18 protein-coding genes are annotated in these 17513 nt (G+C 27.1%); 4 read left to right on the top strand and 14 right to left on the bottom strand.

Translation table 11 applies throughout. The annotated features are described in order from the left end of the window. Positions 1 to 14: 14 nt before the first annotated feature. From ACNI3D_RS03130 to ACNI3D_RS03085, 10 genes are all read right to left on the bottom strand, one after another. Entirely contained in the window at positions 15 to 1181 is a 1167-nt protein-coding gene (locus ACNI3D_RS03130) for a murein transglycosylase domain-containing protein (RefSeq protein WP_129100571.1), read from the bottom strand. After that, the gene (locus ACNI3D_RS03125; protein ID WP_419768210.1) at positions 1178 to 2446 is read right to left on the bottom strand and encodes a response regulator; all 1269 of its coding nucleotides are present in this window, start codon (positions 2444 to 2446) and stop codon (positions 1178 to 1180) included. Before ACNI3D_RS03125 ends, ACNI3D_RS03130 begins: the two co-directional genes overlap by 4 nt. Positions 2447 to 2553: 107 nt before the next feature. After that, on the bottom strand, positions 2554 to 3609 hold the full coding sequence (locus tag ACNI3D_RS03120) for a DHH family phosphoesterase (protein WP_129100569.1): 1056 nt from the start codon (positions 3607 to 3609) through the stop codon (positions 2554 to 2556). Further along, positions 3606 to 4007 carry an Rrf2 family transcriptional regulator gene (locus ACNI3D_RS03115; protein WP_129100568.1) on the bottom strand — a complete coding sequence of 134 codons (402 nt, stop codon included), beginning with the start codon at positions 4005 to 4007 and terminating at the stop codon, positions 3606 to 3608. Before ACNI3D_RS03115 ends, ACNI3D_RS03120 begins: the two co-directional genes overlap by 4 nt. Before the next feature lie 145 nt (positions 4008 to 4152). After that, positions 4153 to 4425: a 30S ribosomal protein S15 gene (gene rpsO, locus ACNI3D_RS03110; protein WP_013134407.1), complete on the bottom strand. Its 273-nt coding sequence runs from the start codon at positions 4423 to 4425 to the stop codon at positions 4153 to 4155. Between the two features lie 105 nt (positions 4426 to 4530). After that, positions 4531 to 6585, bottom strand: coding sequence for a TonB-dependent receptor plug domain-containing protein (locus ACNI3D_RS03105; protein WP_419768209.1), 2055 nt, complete (start codon positions 6583 to 6585; stop codon positions 4531 to 4533). A 10-nt stretch (positions 6586 to 6595) separates the two neighbouring features. Next, the gene (locus ACNI3D_RS03100) at positions 6596 to 7573 is read right to left on the bottom strand and encodes an ABC transporter substrate-binding protein (protein ID WP_419768208.1); all 978 of its coding nucleotides are present in this window, start codon (positions 7571 to 7573) and stop codon (positions 6596 to 6598) included. Between the two features lie 30 nt (positions 7574 to 7603). Further along, entirely contained in the window at positions 7604 to 8845 is a 1242-nt protein-coding gene (locus ACNI3D_RS03095) for an NnrS family protein (protein ID WP_419768207.1), read from the bottom strand. Next, positions 8842 to 9591, bottom strand: coding sequence for an ABC transporter ATP-binding protein (locus tag ACNI3D_RS03090; protein ID WP_419768206.1), 750 nt, complete (start codon positions 9589 to 9591; stop codon positions 8842 to 8844). Before ACNI3D_RS03090 ends, ACNI3D_RS03095 begins: the two co-directional genes overlap by 4 nt. Further along, on the bottom strand, positions 9582 to 10361 hold the full coding sequence (locus tag ACNI3D_RS03085) for an ABC transporter permease (protein ID WP_419768205.1): 780 nt from the start codon (positions 10359 to 10361) through the stop codon (positions 9582 to 9584). Before ACNI3D_RS03085 ends, ACNI3D_RS03090 begins: the two co-directional genes overlap by 10 nt. Positions 10362 to 10481: 120 nt before the next feature. Here ACNI3D_RS03085 and ACNI3D_RS03080 point away from each other — a divergent pair, with 120 nt between their 5' ends. Beyond that, positions 10482 to 11267, top strand: a complete 786-nt coding sequence (locus ACNI3D_RS03080) for an ABC transporter ATP-binding protein (protein ID WP_419768204.1) — start codon at positions 10482 to 10484, stop codon at positions 11265 to 11267. An 18-nt stretch (positions 11268 to 11285) separates the two neighbouring features. On the opposite strand, the gene ACNI3D_RS03075 is transcribed toward ACNI3D_RS03080, so the two are convergent. Further along, on the bottom strand, positions 11286 to 12311 hold the full coding sequence (locus ACNI3D_RS03075) for an SPM autocatalytic domain-containing protein (RefSeq protein WP_419768203.1): 1026 nt from the start codon (positions 12309 to 12311) through the stop codon (positions 11286 to 11288). A gap of 143 nt (positions 12312 to 12454) precedes the next feature. Then, on the bottom strand, positions 12455 to 13417 hold the full coding sequence (gene moaA, locus ACNI3D_RS03070; RefSeq protein WP_419768202.1) for a GTP 3',8-cyclase MoaA: 963 nt from the start codon (positions 13415 to 13417) through the stop codon (positions 12455 to 12457). 96 nt (positions 13418 to 13513) lie between these two features. Here moaA and ACNI3D_RS03065 point away from each other — a divergent pair, with 96 nt between their 5' ends. Genes ACNI3D_RS03065 through cobA form a run of 3 tightly spaced genes read left to right on the top strand, consistent with a single transcriptional unit; the run spans position 13514 to position 15928 of the window. Then, positions 13514 to 14179, top strand: coding sequence for a Crp/Fnr family transcriptional regulator (locus ACNI3D_RS03065; protein ID WP_419768201.1), 666 nt, complete (start codon positions 13514 to 13516; stop codon positions 14177 to 14179). Further along, positions 14176 to 15177, top strand: a complete 1002-nt coding sequence (locus tag ACNI3D_RS03060; RefSeq protein WP_419768200.1) for a type IV pili methyl-accepting chemotaxis transducer N-terminal domain-containing protein — start codon at positions 14176 to 14178, stop codon at positions 15175 to 15177. The genes ACNI3D_RS03065 and ACNI3D_RS03060 overlap by 4 nt, the downstream gene beginning before the upstream one ends. A 19-nt stretch (positions 15178 to 15196) precedes the next feature. After that, positions 15197 to 15928, top strand: coding sequence for a uroporphyrinogen-III C-methyltransferase (cobA, locus tag ACNI3D_RS03055; protein WP_419768199.1), 732 nt, complete (start codon positions 15197 to 15199; stop codon positions 15926 to 15928). Between the two features lie 2 nt (positions 15929 to 15930). Here the strand turns inward: cobA and ACNI3D_RS03050 are convergent, their stop codons facing one another. Together ACNI3D_RS03050 and ACNI3D_RS03045 are read right to left on the bottom strand one after the other, a co-directional pair. Further along, positions 15931 to 16482: a precorrin-2 dehydrogenase/sirohydrochlorin ferrochelatase family protein gene (locus tag ACNI3D_RS03050; protein WP_419768198.1), complete on the bottom strand. Its 552-nt coding sequence runs from the start codon at positions 16480 to 16482 to the stop codon at positions 15931 to 15933. Then, entirely contained in the window at positions 16482 to 17375 is an 894-nt protein-coding gene (locus tag ACNI3D_RS03045; RefSeq protein ID WP_129100555.1) for a glycosyl transferase, read from the bottom strand. Before ACNI3D_RS03045 ends, ACNI3D_RS03050 begins: the two co-directional genes overlap by 1 nt. Between the last annotated feature and the right edge of the window lie 138 nt (positions 17376 to 17513).

The raw sequence follows: 17513 nt of genomic DNA, 5'->3' as shown, positions 1-17513 counted from the left end.
AACATTTTAATCAATTAAATACTTATAAAATCTTTCTTATATTTTAGGACTTTTTTTAAATAATTTCGTGTTTCTTCATAGGGTAAATTATTTATAAGTACCTTATAAACTTCAGAAGGTTTTTTACTGTTAATTTTATTTTTAGCTTCGTCTTTATCTTTTGAAAAAGTTTTTAAAACATTCCCACTTCCTGTGTTATATGCACTTATGATACAATATTCTTTTGATATTGGATTTTCTATTCCTGTTAAATACTTACTTCCTAATATTTTTAAATATGCACTACCTAACTCAATATTATTTTGCGCATCAAATAAATATGATTTGCTAGGTTCCCAAGTTTTACCTTTAACATATTTATAAGCATCTTTTCCAGCGCTTGTAGGAACTATTTGCATAAGTCCATAGGCATTGGCACTACTTATTGCAAATTGGTTAAAATTACTTTCAGTTTGAATAATTGAATAAATTAAATTTTTACTAATATTATATTTTTTAGCAAATTTTTCAACAAAGGGTTTGAATTTTGACACTCTAATATTTGCATGATCTTTTACCATAGGTATTTTTACAAAATAGACTTTTACATCTTTCCCATCTTTTTTTATTGTTTTAGTGTTTAAATCATTTTTTACTAAAATATTTGCAAATCTATTTGCTCTCCATTCATATCTTATATCTTTATTCTGGTCGTCTTTAATTTCACCAAGTAAATAAGGAGTAGAGCCAAGTTTTACGCTTTTTGCTTCAAATAAATCAGCAGCTCTTGGATCATCTGGTAATAACAAAGTTGTTACTATTGCATTTTTTAAACTTTTTTCAAAGTTCTTATCATCTACTGTTTCAACAGTCACTATTCCATTGTCAAAATCAACCAATGCCCTACTTTTATAATTTTGTAAATATTTTACATACTCTTTTTGTTTTGGTATTTTGACATTTTTTTCACCCCAAATATTTGTAATCTCTTTTACAAAATTTGATAAGAATTTATCTAAACTAGCTATGTCTTTTGATAGCCTTTTGGGATTTGTTGTATATTGAATAGATTTTGATTTTGCTATACTTTTTAAAGCATAAGAAGGGTCTTTACTAATTGCAGCTTGTGCTATATTTTGAACATCCGAAACACTACATGAACTAAAAAAAAACACTATGAAAATCAAAACAAATTTAATCATTTTTTCTGTTCTTTAAGCTCTTTGTCTCTTAGGCTTATTACATCTAATAAATCTTCAATTCTTTTATTTCGTTCTTCTAACCTATTTTGTAAATCAAAAATTACATCTTTTTTTAATTCAATTTCAATTTCAAGCTCTTTAAAATCTTTGATAAGTTTATCATTTTCTGATTTTATTTTTCTTAAGGCAAAAATAGATTTAGAAACTTTATTATTTGCACTATCAATTAGCTCTTCATTTTTTTTTCTAATTACAACTATTTCTTTGTCATATTGGTTTATTTGAGCTTTTAATTGTCCATTTTTCTTTTTCATATTATCCATTTGTTCTAAGTACATAGACAAATCAGGTTTTACACTTGTTCTTATTTCTTGTTCTAATTCTCTTATTTTATTTATATACTCAATCTCTTTTTTCTTTGATTGTTGCATATTTTCAATTACTTTTTTTCTAAATTCTCTTTTTGAATTTTCTTCTTCTGTGGTTAAAAATCTTATTCCAACATACTCTACTATCTCATTTCCCAATTCATCAAAAAGAGGTATAACAGTACTATTTACATAATAGACAGAACCATCTTTTGCTAAATTCTTAATTTTTCCATTCCAGGTTTCACCTTTTTTAATTGTTTCCCAAAGATTTTTAAAAATTTCTTTAGACGAATCTGGATGTCTTACTATATTATGAGGTTTTCCAATAAGTTCTTCTCTTTTATATTTTGATATATCACAGAAAAAATCATTTGCAAAGGTAATATTACCTTTTAAATCGGTTTTTGAAATAATAGCAACATTATCTATTGCGGCTAAATATCTTTCTAATTCTTCTTTTTGTTTTTCAATTATTTGATTTTGATTATATTTATGAGCATCTTTTATAACTTTTTTTACCATTATTGATATATCGATTGGTTTTATAAAATATGCAGTAACATTTAATTTAATTACTTCTAAAAGGTTATTTTCATCTGAGTAAGCAGTTGTAAAATAAAAAGGAATATCTTCATTGACAGCTCTAATATTTTTTAATAAGGATATGCCATTCATATTTGGCATATTAAGATCACTTATTATTGCATCTACTCTTTTATTTTCTAAAGTTAATTTATTAAAGATTTTTAAAGCTTCTACACCATCATTTGCAACATATACCTCTTTAAAAAAATCTTTAAATATTTCTTCAAAGTTTATTCGAACTTGTTCATCATCTTCAACATAAATAATATTATATATTTGTTCAGAAGTCCAATTAATATCATCATTCATAATTTTACCTTAAAAAATAATTATTATATAATATCAGATTTATATGTTAAAAAAGATAATTTCATAAATTTAAGAATGTAAATAACTAAATTTAGATATAAATAATCTTATATTTTAATATTGTCTAATTTATTTTGAATATATTTTTTAACATCACTATAATTTATAACTTCTTTGAAATCATCGAATTTACAACCTGATGCATTAGGATGTCCCCCACCATTTGCTAATTTTTGTGCAAGTAATCCAACATCTAAATTCCCATCTGCTCTAAAGCTTGCATTTCCTCTTTTAGAAACATCAATAAAAAAGTCATAGTCTTTATTAGCTTTCAAAAATGCATTTGCGGGAATTGAAATACCACCTAGAGTATAAGTTAAAACGCCTTTTTTATCTTGGAAGTTAATTGTAAGTTCATCTTTTATACTTGTAATAGAATTTACTAAATATTTTGCACTAAGATTATCTATTGTATCATCCTGTCCATCAAGATTTAAAAACTCTTTTTTTAAACTATGGATTGCACTATCTAACTTTATATTTCCATCAACTTCATTTAAATACATAGATGCTTTTTTTAGTAAATGAATTCTAAAGTCTCTATTTTTATTTGCAAAAAGAACATTATTGATTTCTCTTACATGAGAAACCATACTAAGTAATACTTTTCCAAACTCAAAATCTTTTTTATTGTCTTCTATCCAAATATCAATTGCATTTATTGCATTTACAAGAGGCTCTATCCAAGTTTGGGATTCATTTTCAAATGCATTATAATTTTTTACAAAATAGTCATATGTGATTTTTGTAGCACATCTTGAAATATCTAAAAAGTACCAATCATACTTGTCAGCACAACTTTGACCTGTAGCATGATGATCTAAAAGTTGAAGTTTAATTTTATAACCATCTTCATTTAATTTTATTACTTCATTGTTTAAATATTTTGATTCAGCATTTGTTAGATTAACATCAGTTATTAAAAATAGTATTTCATCTTTTATCTCTTCATTTTTAATGTGTTCTATAAAATGAATAATACTTTGTTTTACTTCTAGTCCATAATTTGCATTTAAGTAGTAACTTTGGGAAAATATCTCTTTGGTTAAAAGTTGGCAACCATATCCATCTAAATCCGTATGAGAGATATGAAATAATATCATTGAGCAATGTCCTTCAGGGTTAATTCTTCTAAAAATTCATTTATCTTACCTTGGAGATTATTTAATAAAGGCCAAATAGAGCACAAGCTTCCAGAGTCACTAGGGCATGATTCCATTGATGGGGCACATTCAAAGACTGAAGGAATTTTTTCTTCAGCTGCAGCCGTTATTGAAAATATAGTAAGTTGATCATAAGGTTTGGCAAGAATAAATCCACCATTTACACCTCTTTGTGATATTACTATTTCATTTTTGGCTAAATTTTGCATAATTTTGGCTAAAAAAGATTTTGGGATTCTTAATTCTCTTGATAATTCATCCACATTTTTTGCTTTATCGCTTTTAGCAATAGAGATTAGAGAAAGAAGTGCGTACTCACTTTTTTTAGTCAATAACATCTTTGATTGATTCCTTTTTTAAAATTTTTTTATTTTACAAGAAAGAGTATTAATAATCATTATACAGTAAAATTAATTTTTTTATTTAAAAAAAAAGGGTTGTAACTAAAAAGTTACAACCCTTTTTAAAGTTAAGTAAACTAAATTACTTAGCTCTGATTCCTAAATCTGCAACTAATTCAACAAATCTAGCATACTCAGTATTTCTAAGATATTTTAATAATCTTTTTCTTTTTCCAACCATTTTTAAAAGACCTAATCTTGATGAGTGATCTTTTTTATTGATTTTTAAATGTTCAGTTAAAACTCTGATTTGCTCAGTTAAAATTGCAACTTGAACTTCACAAGAACCTGTATCTTTTTCATCTCTTCTGTATTTTTCGATAATACTGTTTTTTACTTCCTGATCTAAAGCCATAGAAGACCTCCTAATAGGTATACTAATCTCACTTCTATTGAAATGGACGCGAATTATAGTGAACTTATATTTAAACCTTGTTTAAGATTATACATTTATACAAAATTAAAACTTAATTCTTACTCCTGTATAAAAAAACACTCCAACATTTACACCAATATCTTCTTCCAATTGTTTATCAAAAATATTATCTACTCCACCATAAATAGCTAAAGTTTTATTTATATCATAATTTATTCCAATATCAACTAATGAATAATCTTCTGCCTTAGTTGTATTTTGGATATTTGTATATTGCTCACCAATATACCTAAGAGATAAATTCGTTGTTAAGTTTGGTATTATTTGATAATTTAACCCTAAAGAAGCTGATAAATCAGGTGTAAATAAGAGTTCTTTATTTGTATTTTTATCTTCTGTATTTAAATAAGTTAAATTAAAGTTTAAGTCACTATTTTCATTAATAATGTAGGCAATATTTAATTCAGCCCCTTTTATATCAACTTTCTCTAAATTTTCTGAAGTGTAATATTTTGCATTACCTGTTCCATATGAAGCAAGTTCTATTTTATCGTCTATTTTTGTATTAAATAAAACAATTTCTGAGAAAAGATTTTCTAATTTATTTGATAATGCTATTTCAAAAGTTTGTGATCGTTCAGGTTTTAAATCATAAGCTTTTGTTTTTGGTCCAAAAATTACATCTGATCCAAATCTTTTCCCATCTTTATATGAAGGCGAAACCACATATAACTCTGCAATATCAGGTGCCCTGTATCCTTGTGCATAATTTACTCTAAGATTTGTTTTATCATTTAGTTTCTGTACTAATCCTGCTTGAAAAGTAACTTTATTTTCTGCATTTGATATATTGTCATATCTTGCACCCATAGTTGCATTTAAGCTATCTGTGATTACCATTTCGTCTTGAATAAATAGTGACTTATATTTTACAACTTTTGTGACAAATTCACTTGAACTTGCATCTATATTTATTGCACTTGAATCTCTTGTTTCTTTTCTATATTCTAGGCCAGTTGTTATAATATTAGAATCATTCAAAAGATAAGTCAAATTTGATTCTAAAGTATCAATGGTAACATTTGCACTAAATTTCTTATTAACAGGTCCAGTGAAATTAATAGGCGTGGTTTCATTTCTTTTTTTATAATACGATCTATATACCGTTGTTTGTCCAGATAAATTATTTGATATTTGATATTTAAGATCAGATGATACATCGATTCTTTTATTATTATCTTCAGAATTAACAGGAGTATTTTTAATCAAGCCACCACCAGAAAATTGAGCACTTCCTAGGTATGTTCCTTTTCTGTTTTCATCTAAATAATTTACATCTACCCCTAATGTTACTTGATCATTTAAATCTTTTTCTACTCTTCCTCCAATATTTTTTACCGTTGCTTCATCTATATAGGTCACCTTGTTAGAACCACTGACTCCATTTTGTGGATTTCCAACTAAAATTGCACCAGTTGATGGATTTGTTGCAACTTGTGAGTATGATTTATTTTTACTGTAAGGTGTTGTATCTATTATTGACCCAAAAAGTTTATATCTAACTTCATTTGTTACTCCACGTGTTGTAAAATTTACATTTTTTTCTTTAGACTCTCCTTCTGCACTTTGTCCATATTTCATATCAATCGTTGAACCGTTTGTTTCAATTTTTTTTGTAATGATATTGATTACTCCTCCAATGGCATCCGAACCATAAAGGGTAGACATAGAACCTTTGACGATTTCAATTCTCTCAATCATTGAAGCTGGTATTCTATTCAACTCATAAGGTCCTTCAGTTTCACCAGATAACCTTTTTCCATCAACTAAAATCAACGTTCCATTTGCTCCTGCCCCTCTAATTGATATAGAAGCTTTTGAAGCTGAACTAGGATGAGGAAATCTTCCAAATTGTGCATTTATTGAAGGTATTTTTTCAAATACATCTTTTAATGTCGAAGCTGCTATTCGTTCAATATCTTTTTGAGTAACTACTATAACAGAAGCACTGACACCTTCAATGTTTTTTTCAGTTTTTGTAGCTGTAGTTACAGTTACATCCTCTAAAATAGTACCAGCAAAACTATTTTGAAATAAAGCCAAACTTGTTATTGCTGAGATTAAAATTATTTTTTTCATTTTTGTCCTTTTATTGATAATATAAATTTGAATTAGGAATTTCTCCACCTATTGATTTTGGCTCACTTTTTTTTAAGATATTAAAGAAAAAGTCTAACTCCTCTTTTGCATCAATTGCTTTTATGCTTTCAAATGAAATATGAGCAATGGAGTCTGCTAAGCCTTTTTCTTCTAACATAGGAAGTTCTTTTACTATTAACTTTGAAGCTTCAATGGAATTTTGTTTGTACCATTCAAGTGATTTTGAGTACTCTTCTAAGAATCTATTTATTAATTTTTCTTTTCCTTTTGTATCTCCTATGTAAGCAATTCCTGCTTGTGGTAATTTAGCTTTTGTCGCAAATAGTTTTCCCCACTCTTCTTGCAAATCAACACTCCTATACAAATCAGGTGCAACAACACTTATAGGAAAAGATTTTGTTTTTCTCAAAGCTATTGAAATGGCAGGTTCAGCTAATAAGGCATGATCAACTCTTCTTAAAATTAGCATTTGCATTGCATCAATTGGACTTGACACATATCTTAGTTTAAAATCTTTTTGAGGGTCTAAACCAGATTTTTTTATCAATTCTTTTAAAACAATATCCGGCATATCGGCTCGAAAAGGAACCGCAATCTCCTTTCCTTTAAAATCTTTTAATGTTTTTAAATCAGGATTTCTACTTATCATTCCTAATATTCCCCAAATAGAGACATTTAAAAGTTTTATATCTACACCTTTGTTGTATAAATTTGCAGCAACATTTGTAGGAATTGCTATAAAATTTATATCTTTACTTAAAATCAAAGCTCTAAGTTCATCTGGATTTTTCCAAAGAACAAACTTGATATTTATTCCCATATCTTTTAGTGATTGGTTATTTGCCATATGTATTATGGGGTGAGATACACTTGCAAATGGACCAGCCACTTTTATTATTATTTGTTTATTTATTTCACTTGAAAATAAAGAAACAGCCATAACTAACACACTTAATAATTGTTTCATATATACTCCTTTGAATACGTAAATTTTATTTTAACCGGGTATGCCATCAGCTCTTTTATTGACTAAAAAAGGAAAAAACATTTTCATATAAATCATAAAAGGAATGGCCCAAAGAATAGAAGAACTGATGTATATCATCATTGAGAACTCTTCATAAAAAGGTATAAAACTTCTGATTATTGTTGATAGAATTATTAAAAAAACTCCAAGATTTAACCAAAAGTTAGTAAACAGTTCTCTTCCAGTATGCACTGTTGAAATAACAACCATCACTATGAAAAAGACTATTCCAAAAACTCCAGTTGTCAAAAAATGTCGAAAATGATTTAAAGCATATATGCCTTCATTGAGATAATCAAATCCCAAAAGCCCATAACCAATCGCCATCAAAACTAAAATACTCATCAAATAAACAACAAAAGGTTTAAATAAAATATTGTTATCTTTTAAAATAAAATCATTTAAAATATTCAAAATAGCTGCTGCACTTGCAAAGGCAAAATAACCTAAAATATTATTGTGAGGATAAAAAAATTCTACAAAGCTGTACAGAATTACACAAAAAATAGCAAGATTGTATCTTGGTGATCTGGCATAAAAGGTTTCATCAATTCCTTCTTGTTCTAATAACTCATTGATAGCCTCCATATTAACTCTACGAAGAGCCAATAAGATTAAAACCATAAATAATCCAAGAGATAAAAGCATAATTGAATGGGTATCAAAAGAGATGAAGCCTGCAGAACTTGCAAAAAATAAAGTTTGAGTTACAATCAAAGAGACAAGTGAAAAACCAAGGGAAATATGCCTTTTTGTAATATCAGCAAAAAGAGGTTTTATCACAAGTGCAGTAATATAAATAAGTAAAGATATATTTATAAAACCGACAAAATAAATACCCAAATAATCCATACACCAAAAACTGATTCTCCCTACTATCCATAAAAGAATAATAAATGCTAATTTTTTCCCAACAATAGGAATGGTTCCAGGAAATAATTCAGGAGCACCCGTTAGAAAAAAAGCTACAATTCCAGCACTTCCTATTCCAAATATCATTTCATACATGTGCCATCCAAGAAGGTCACTTATAAAAGGAAGAGAAATATACCCAGCAAACACAAAAGACCATAATATGATTGAAACTACAATATAAGGAGCAAGAACTAAAAACATAGGTCTAAAGGCATATGCCAAATAAGAAGGATATTCTCCTTTTGGATAGTGCGTATAATGATTTGTTGCGTATTGTTTTTTTGTTTCTTCTGTCATTTTAATTCCAATTCAAATGTATTTATAATAGTTTCATCACTTAAAAGTTTTGCTGTTTGTTCATACACAAAAGTATTGTCTCTTAGATTTTTAGGATAATTAAACATGAAACTTTTAATGATATGACCTACAGGTTCAGCTTTTAAAACAAGCACCTCATCACTTAGTTTTATCGCTTCCATCAAATCATGTGTTATAAAAAGAATGCTTAACTCTTTCTCTTCTATTATTTGAAGCAATAAGGATTGTAACTCTTTTTTTAATCCAATATCTAAAGCAGAAAAAGGTTCATCTAAAAAAAGTAAAGTTGGATTTGTCACAAGTGCTCTTGCAAATGAGACTCTTTGTTTCATCCCTCCACTTAAATCTTTTGGAAATTTATAAAAATCATCTTTTTCTAAACCAAATTTTAAAGCAATTTCTTTTGCCTCTTTTTCTCTTTTATCTTTTGCCATACCTTGTGCTTTTAATCCTAGAGCAATATTATCAATGACATTTTTCCAAGGAAGAAGTCTTGCTTCTTGAAAAGCAAAAGAAGAACTGTTAAAACTGTTTTTTATCTTTCCCGTTTCAAGTGTCAATAATTTTGCACAAAGATGCAGTAAAGTTGTTTTTCCACCACCACTGGGTCCTACTAATGATATAACTTTTCCTTTTTTTAAAGTAAAACTTATATCTTTTAAAATATCACTGAAACCAAAAGAGTGTGAAACATTTTGAACTTTTAACTCTTCTATTATCTCCATGACTCAACCTCTCTTTTTATAGGCTCTAAAATAAGATATTCAATGAAGAGTAAAGTTCCAATCATAATTACAACTAAAGCTAAAGCAGTTGGCGTATCAAGTTGACTTCTTGCAATTGCTAAAGCAGAACCTATTCCATCATTTGCAGATAATAATTCAGCCATAACAACAATTTTCCAAGCCATACCTAAAGCTCCAATCCATGCTGGAAAAATATAAGAAAATATATGAGGGAAATATAAATCAAACAGTTTCATTTTAAAAGGAAGATGAAAACTATCAGCCATCTGTTTTAAATCTCCTTCAAGAGTTCTTGTTCCTTGTAAAGCACCTATAAAAATAATAGGAAAAGAAGCTACAATTACAGTAAAAATAATAGTCATATCTCCCATTCCAAACCAAATCATTGCTAAAACTATCCAAGCTATTGGTGGCATCCCCATAAGAATAGTAACTATTGGTCTGCTCATCATTGAAGTTGTTATAAAAAGCCCGGAAAGTAACCCTAAAAGTGTTCCAAAAAATAAAGATATAGAAAACCCGATAACAGCTCTTTTTGTAGTAATTAATATCTCATTTAACATACTTTCATTTTTTAACATCTCAGAAAGAGTCAAAAATGTCTCTTTTGGACTTGGTAATATTAAATTTCCGTATATTTGATTTCCCATATCCCAAAAGACAAGAAACAAAAATATAGATGAAATAGCACCCCAACCACTCCACAAATAAGAGGGGAAATCTTTTATAATCTTTATGAAAAAGTTCATTTTTTAATCCAATTTTTATTTAATTTCCTAACTATACTAATATCAATAATAATTATCATTGATATAAATCAATACTTTTAATTATTTTTGATAAAATAAAAATTTAGAAAGGTTTTAATTATGAATATTATAGATTTTGAAAATATACATGTGAGTTATGACGATAAACTTATATTAAAAGAACTCAATTTGAAAATAGAAGATAATCAGCATTGGGCTATTTTGGGGGCAAATGGAAGTGGTAAATCTACCCTTATAAAATTAATCTCTTCTCAAATTCATCCAAGACAAAATTATCCACATAAAAAGTTAATCTTAGGAAAAGAAAGATACTCCCTATTTGATTTAAGAAAAGCTATGGGAATAATCACAAATGATTTACACAATCATTTTTATGACCAAGGAAATTTTTTGACAGGATATGAAGTTGTACTTAGTGGATATTATAGTTCAATTGGAGTATTTGAACATCAAGATTTCACCCAAGAACAACATGACAAAGCAAATGAGATTTTGGAATACCTTGAAATCACTGACTTAAAAGATAAAATTGTAGCAAAAATGAGTACAGGACAACTTAGAAAATGTATCATTGGACGAGCTTTAATACATGATCCAAAAGCTTTTATTTTAGATGAACCAACAGTTGGACTTGATATAAAAGCCCAATTAAACTTTATAAAACTATTAAGAAAACTAAGCCAAAAAGCAAATATTATTTTAGTAACACATCATCTTGAAGAGATTTTTGAAGAAATTACCCATGTGGCATTAATAAAAGATGAAACAATATTTAAACAAGGTAAAAAAGAAGATATTTTAACTTCAGAAAATATCTCTAATACTTTTGGATTAAAATTAAAAATCAATTCATCAAATAGTAGATATTTTATTCAAGAAGTATAAAAAGAGCAAAAGCTCTTTTTATGATTTGAAATCCATTGAAGATATAATTCCAGCTGTTCCATCTTCTCTTAAAAATATTGAGTTAGATTTTAAGTACGCTAGACTTTCATTTACTGATTTGTTATAAGCCATTCCAGCTTTTGCATCATTTAAATATAAAGCCCCTATTCCTGTTTGTCCTAAGGCAATAAGTTTATCTTCTCCACTTTCATTTTTAGTCCAGATTTGAAGTTTATCAAATATTGGGTCATTTTCATCAATCCAATTATTTCCATCACTATCATATTCACTTAACTCTCCAAAACCATCATTTGAAGAAGGTCCAAATAGTTCAGTTCCATTATCTATTGTTCCATTTCCATCTTTATCAAAAACTAAAAATCCATTTCCATCTTTTAAAAGTGGTAGTTCTTTTTCATCTCCATCACTATTAATATCAAAATTGAAACACATTTTGTCACTTATGCTATCAAAAACAGTAGATGCACAATCATATTGAATAACTAAGGGATCCATAAAGTGTGTCTCTTCAAATTTTAGTGTTTCACTATGTTTTTCATAAAACTCTCGTGAATAAGATAAATCTAAATCGATATTTATATCTTTATCTTTAGTTTTAATTGTAGCTTGTGAACTAAAAGATATAGAATCACTTCTATAATACTCATGTGTAGTTTCTATTGATACAGTTCTTTTCATCAACATTTTTTTTACCTCTTCAGTAGAATCAGTATCTTTGCATTTTAAGTCATTTAAACTTTTAAAATCAACTTTTTTATTTCTACCTAAAAATGCTTGAAGAATCATTTCTAATATTAATCTAGTAAATTCCTCAGATCTAGAAGCTGCATATGCTTCACTATCTTTTACTTCTTCTATTTTATCAACTTCTTCGAAACCATCTGATTCAAGACTTTGGTTTTTTTCATTTACATCTAATAAACCTAATAACTCATTTCTAAAATCTACTTTTGACTGACTTACCATTTCATATGAACTCATAGTTTCTGAACTCATTTCAACTTTTGAAGACTCTATTATCATAATAACTCCTTTTTCAAATATAGTTATTATCAATGATAGTATTATTTGAATATAAAAAGAAGAGAAAAGAGATACAAATAATAAATAATATTATTTATTATTTGTATTTTTATTTAATATAAAGAATTGAATAGTTAAGTTTATCACCCACCAGTTTCATAAAAAGCTCGTGTTGATATTTCTGAATTTTCTGACCATTTGTTTTTTTCAGGCTTATTTAACAATACATCTTTTAATATTGCTGCTGCTTTATCTATATCATTATTTTTAACTGCCTCTTTTATACTTTGAGAATCTTCAAAATATAAACATGGAATTAAAATACCACTTGCAGTAAGTCTTATACGATTACAGTTTGCACAAAAATCATCTTTATGTGGCTCAATGATTCCAAATACATAACCATCATCCATAATATAATCTTGAGATGGAGAAGTACCACTTCTCTCTTGCTTCTCAAACTTATATTTAGTTTTTAAGATATTTTGAATTTGAGTAGAGTCATATCCTTTAGCTCCATCTTTTGCATGATTATTTTCCATAAATTCAATAAATCGCACAGTATAACCTCTTGCTTTACAAAAATCTACTATATCACAAAGTTCATTGTCATTTATTCCTTGCATAGGAACGCAATTTATTTTAATTTTTAAGCCAGCTTTATCGGCAGCTTCAATACCTTTTAGTACTGTTGCTAAGACATCTTTTTGAGCAACTTTATGGGCGATTTCTGGTTTTAAACTATCTAAAGAGATATTTAATCTTTTTAATCCAGCATCTGCTAATTTTTGTGCAGTTTTAGGAAGCAAATAACCATTTGTAGTTAAAGCTAAATCAATATCATCTTTATATTCGGCTATCATTCTTATAAAGTTATCTAAACCTTCTCTTAAAAGTGGTTCACCACCTGTAATTCTTACTTTTTTAACTCCACTATCAATACATACTTTAATAAATTTAAATAATTCTTCATATGATAAAAGTTCTTCTTTAGGAACCCAAGAAAATGGTTTTTCTGGCATACAGTATTGACATCTAAAGTTACATCTTTCAGTTACTGATACCCTTAAATAGTCAACTACTCTTCCATGTCCATCTTTTAACATTTACACACCTCAACGCACCAAAAAAAATGGCACTTAATATAAAATTTCGTTAGCTTATTATAAAATTCCTTAAATAAAAAGTACACAAGGAATTTAGTGGACAAAATAAAGACTATTACTCAATTAGACTTTTTTGCGCAATTAAAAGAAGAGGAAATTAAAGAATTAGCGACAATATCTAACTTAATTACTTATCCTAAAGACTCAATACTTTATTATGAAGATGAAATAAAAGAAAATATTCTTTTTTTAGTTAATGGCCTTATAAAAATATACAAATTTGATAAATTTGGGAATGAGATATTCTTATATCATATTTACAAAAACTCAATGATTTCTGAATTAACTTCTGTAAATAATAGCAATATTTATTGTTTTTCAAATGCAGAATTTTCAGAGGATTCTATTGTTTTATCAATAAATTTTGAAAAGTTTAAAGAAATGTTTTTATCTAAAAATATTTTATCAATAAAACTAATTGAAACACTTTTAGAAAAAACTCACCAATTGCAATGTATAGTAAATAGAGAATTAGTTTTTGACTCAACAGCAAAAGTTGCTTTTATGATTTACAATGATCTTGAACTGTTCAATAAATTAAAAAGGCAAGAGGTATCTTTTATGTTACATATTCAGCCAGAAACACTTTCAAGAGTTTTAAAAAAGCTTACTAGAAATGGTTCTATTAGTATTGAAAAAAGTGATGTTATAGTTTTAAATAAAGAACAATTAGAATCAACCTTTAGAGGAGTTGGGATTTGAAAACAAATAAAATAAGTACAAAGATAAAATTATTAGGTGCTTTATTTATAGTATTAATGGCTATGATAATTTTTACTACCGTATATTTAAATGATAGAAATAAAAAAGATGCATTGATTATGAATATTGTAGGAAAAGAAAGGATGCTTACACAAAAGATATCAAAAAATATTTTTTATCTTTATTACACGAAAAAAACAAACTTTTCTGAATTAAACAGTGCGAGTGATGAATTTATTAAAAATCTAGATTCATTAAAAAATGGAAATAAGTTAATAGGTATTTCACCTGTTCCCAATGATAAGATTGGACAACAAGTATATAAAGTGGAGATTTTATGGAAAGAGTTCTTTCACAATATAGAAGAGTTTAAGAAACTACAATTAAAAAATGATGAATCTAGTTTAAAACTTTTAGCTTCTATAGTTGAAACAGTTTATAATACCAATAATAATTTACTTCAAGAAGTTGATAACTTAGTTAGTATGTACACAGTTTATACAGAAAATAAAACTATACTAATCAAAAACTTCCAATATATAGCTGCTTTTTTGATAATACTATTAATTGTATATAGTTTTGTTCAATTAAAAAATATTGAAGAAAATGCTAATAAGTTTTTAGAATTTTCAAAAAAAATAGCTAATGAAAATAATGAACAACTAACACCTATTTCTATTGATGTAAATGAAAAAGAGATTTTAGATGTAACTGATACTTTTAATTGTTTTATAAATAAAATAAATTCTGCTATGAATGACTCAGCTGTTGCTATACAACATTCACAAAATGCAAGTTCTAAGCTTGAAGAGATAACAGATGAATTTGACAAAATACTAGATGACCTTGAAAACTCTTCAGATGTAAATAGAGCAATAAATAAAAGTGAAGATATAATTATTCAATCTACAGAAGATTTAATTAATTCAACAAAAAAACTTCAAGAACTAAGAAATGAACTAAATAGTTTAGTTATTGGGCGAAAAACAAAAATATAGATATAAAAAAAGGCAATATGTGGGTAAAGTTTATTTAACAGGTGCAGGTCCTGGCGACCCTGAATTATTAACATTAAAAGCTATAAATGCAATAAAAAATGCAGATATCATAGTTTATGATAGATTAGTAAATAAAGAGATATTAAATTATGCAAAAAAAGATGTCATTTTTAAATATGTCGGAAAAGAGAACAAAAAACACACTGTACCTCAAGATGAAATAAATGAAATACTTTTTCAAGCTTCACAAAAATATGAAAATGTCGTTAGATTAAAAGGTGGAGATCCTTTTGTTTTTGGTAGAGGAGGAGAAGAAGCAATCTATTTGAATGAAAGAGATGTTAAATTTGAAATAATTCCAGGAATCAGCTCATCTGTAGCTGTTGCTTCATATGCTGGAATCCCTGTAACGCATAGGGGAATAACTACTTCTTTTAGAGTAGTAACAGGACATGAAACTCCAAACAAAAAAATCTCACAAATAGAGTGGCAAACTTTTTTAAATGATGAAACAATTGTCTTTTTAATGGGACTACATAATATTAACTTAATTAGTTCAAAATTAATAGGTCTTGGAAAAGACAAAAATTATCCCTGTGCTGTTATTTCAAAAGGAACAACAAAAGAACAAAAAGTAGTAACTGGAACTTTAGAGAATATTGTTGAAAAATCAAAAGGTTTAAAATCTCCTGCAATAATAATAGTAGGAAAAGTTGTGAACTTAAGAGAACAGTTAAGATGGTTTGATTAAATTTATTTTATAGAAGAGATAAACTCTTTACTTTTTTTTCTTAGTATTTCCATTCTCTCTTCTCCTTTTGGCATAGTAGCTCTTAAGTTTTTCATATTTTTTAAAAAGCTTCCTACATTATTTGGAATAATCTTTTCTAAATATTTTTTTAATTCTTTTGAAAAAGAAGGAGAAGCTCCACTTGTGGAAATAGTAATTACTAAATCATCTTTTTTTATTATTGATGAGAAAGTAAAATCACACAATTCATAAATATCTACACAATTATATAGAATATTTTTTTCTCTTGTATGTTTGTAAATCTCCCTTTGAAGATTTATATCATCAATACAAGCAATTACAATGTGAAAATTTTCAATATCACTCTTTTCATATCTCTTTTTTAAAGTTTTTATATTAAGTTTTTCCAACTCATCACTTATATTGGGTGCAAGTACAACTATATTTTTTGTAAAATCTAACAATTTCTTTATTTTGCTTGTAGCAATTTTCCCTGCACCTATAACTAAAATTTTTTTATTTTCTAAATTTAAAGAGATAGGAAAATTACTCATTAATCTAACATCTCATAAGCACTATTTATATCATCAGCTTTATTTGCACAAAATAAGTGTAATGCTGCATTTAGTTTTGCTAATTTTTCTAAATCTGCACTTGGATTATTGATTTCTTCTATTGCTTCTTCTAAAGTAATCTTTTCAAAAGTTTTATTGTAATTTATTCCATAATACTCTGGGTCTATAATAAACTCTTCAAGTCCATTTTGGGTTTTTAACCAAGCTTTTGATTTATTGAAAATCTCTGGTCTTCCCTCTGCTGCTTTTACTACAATAAATTTTTCATAGTTTGAAGCAAATATTTCACTATACTTTTCTACATAAGGTTTATGATACGCAGAAGTTAATGCAAATCTTGAATTTGCAGGATTAAGTAGTTTTTCCACAGTATTAAAAGCACTTCTTAATTTTAATATTCTTCTTAAATCAGTAATTGCACTTAGTTTTGGTAAGAATTCAGCTCTATCAAAATAATGAATATTATCATCAAGTTTTACATTTGTAGCAATATCTTTTATTGTAATACCACTTTTAGCTGGTTGCATAATATCACCACTTATAACAATGTCCAAATCAAACTTTTTTAAATACTTTCCAACAAGTGGGAAAAGATATGTTGCATCTGTTTTACCATCATAAGGAAATCCTAACTCTATAGAATTAGGAATATTTACTTTTTTGATATATTCATTACACACATCTAAAGTAGCTTTTAGTTCTGCATTTGTTTCAAGTCTTACTCTCCATCCTAATAAAAAAGCAACTATGATTTCATTTGATACTTCTTTATTTAAAATTTGCCTAATACAATCTTTCATCTCTTCTTGTGTTAATTCTCTATTTGATTTAGGTCCTGTTCCAACTGCTCTTATAAATGTATGAAAATCCATATAAACTCCAAAATATTATCTATCAAAATTTTTAATTTATTATAACAAAATATAACACAAAAGTAATAGGACAAAAATACTCCTTAATTAAAACTTATAAAAATTGATTAGAGTCAAGGATTATGTTAATTTTAACGG

The organism is Arcobacter siniprincipis (SeqCode) (assembly GCF_048571125.1).
Taxonomy (GTDB): Bacteria; Campylobacterota; Campylobacteria; order Campylobacterales; family Arcobacteraceae; genus Arcobacter; species Arcobacter siniprincipis.
This window is presented reverse-complemented; position numbering and strand designations above follow the sequence as displayed.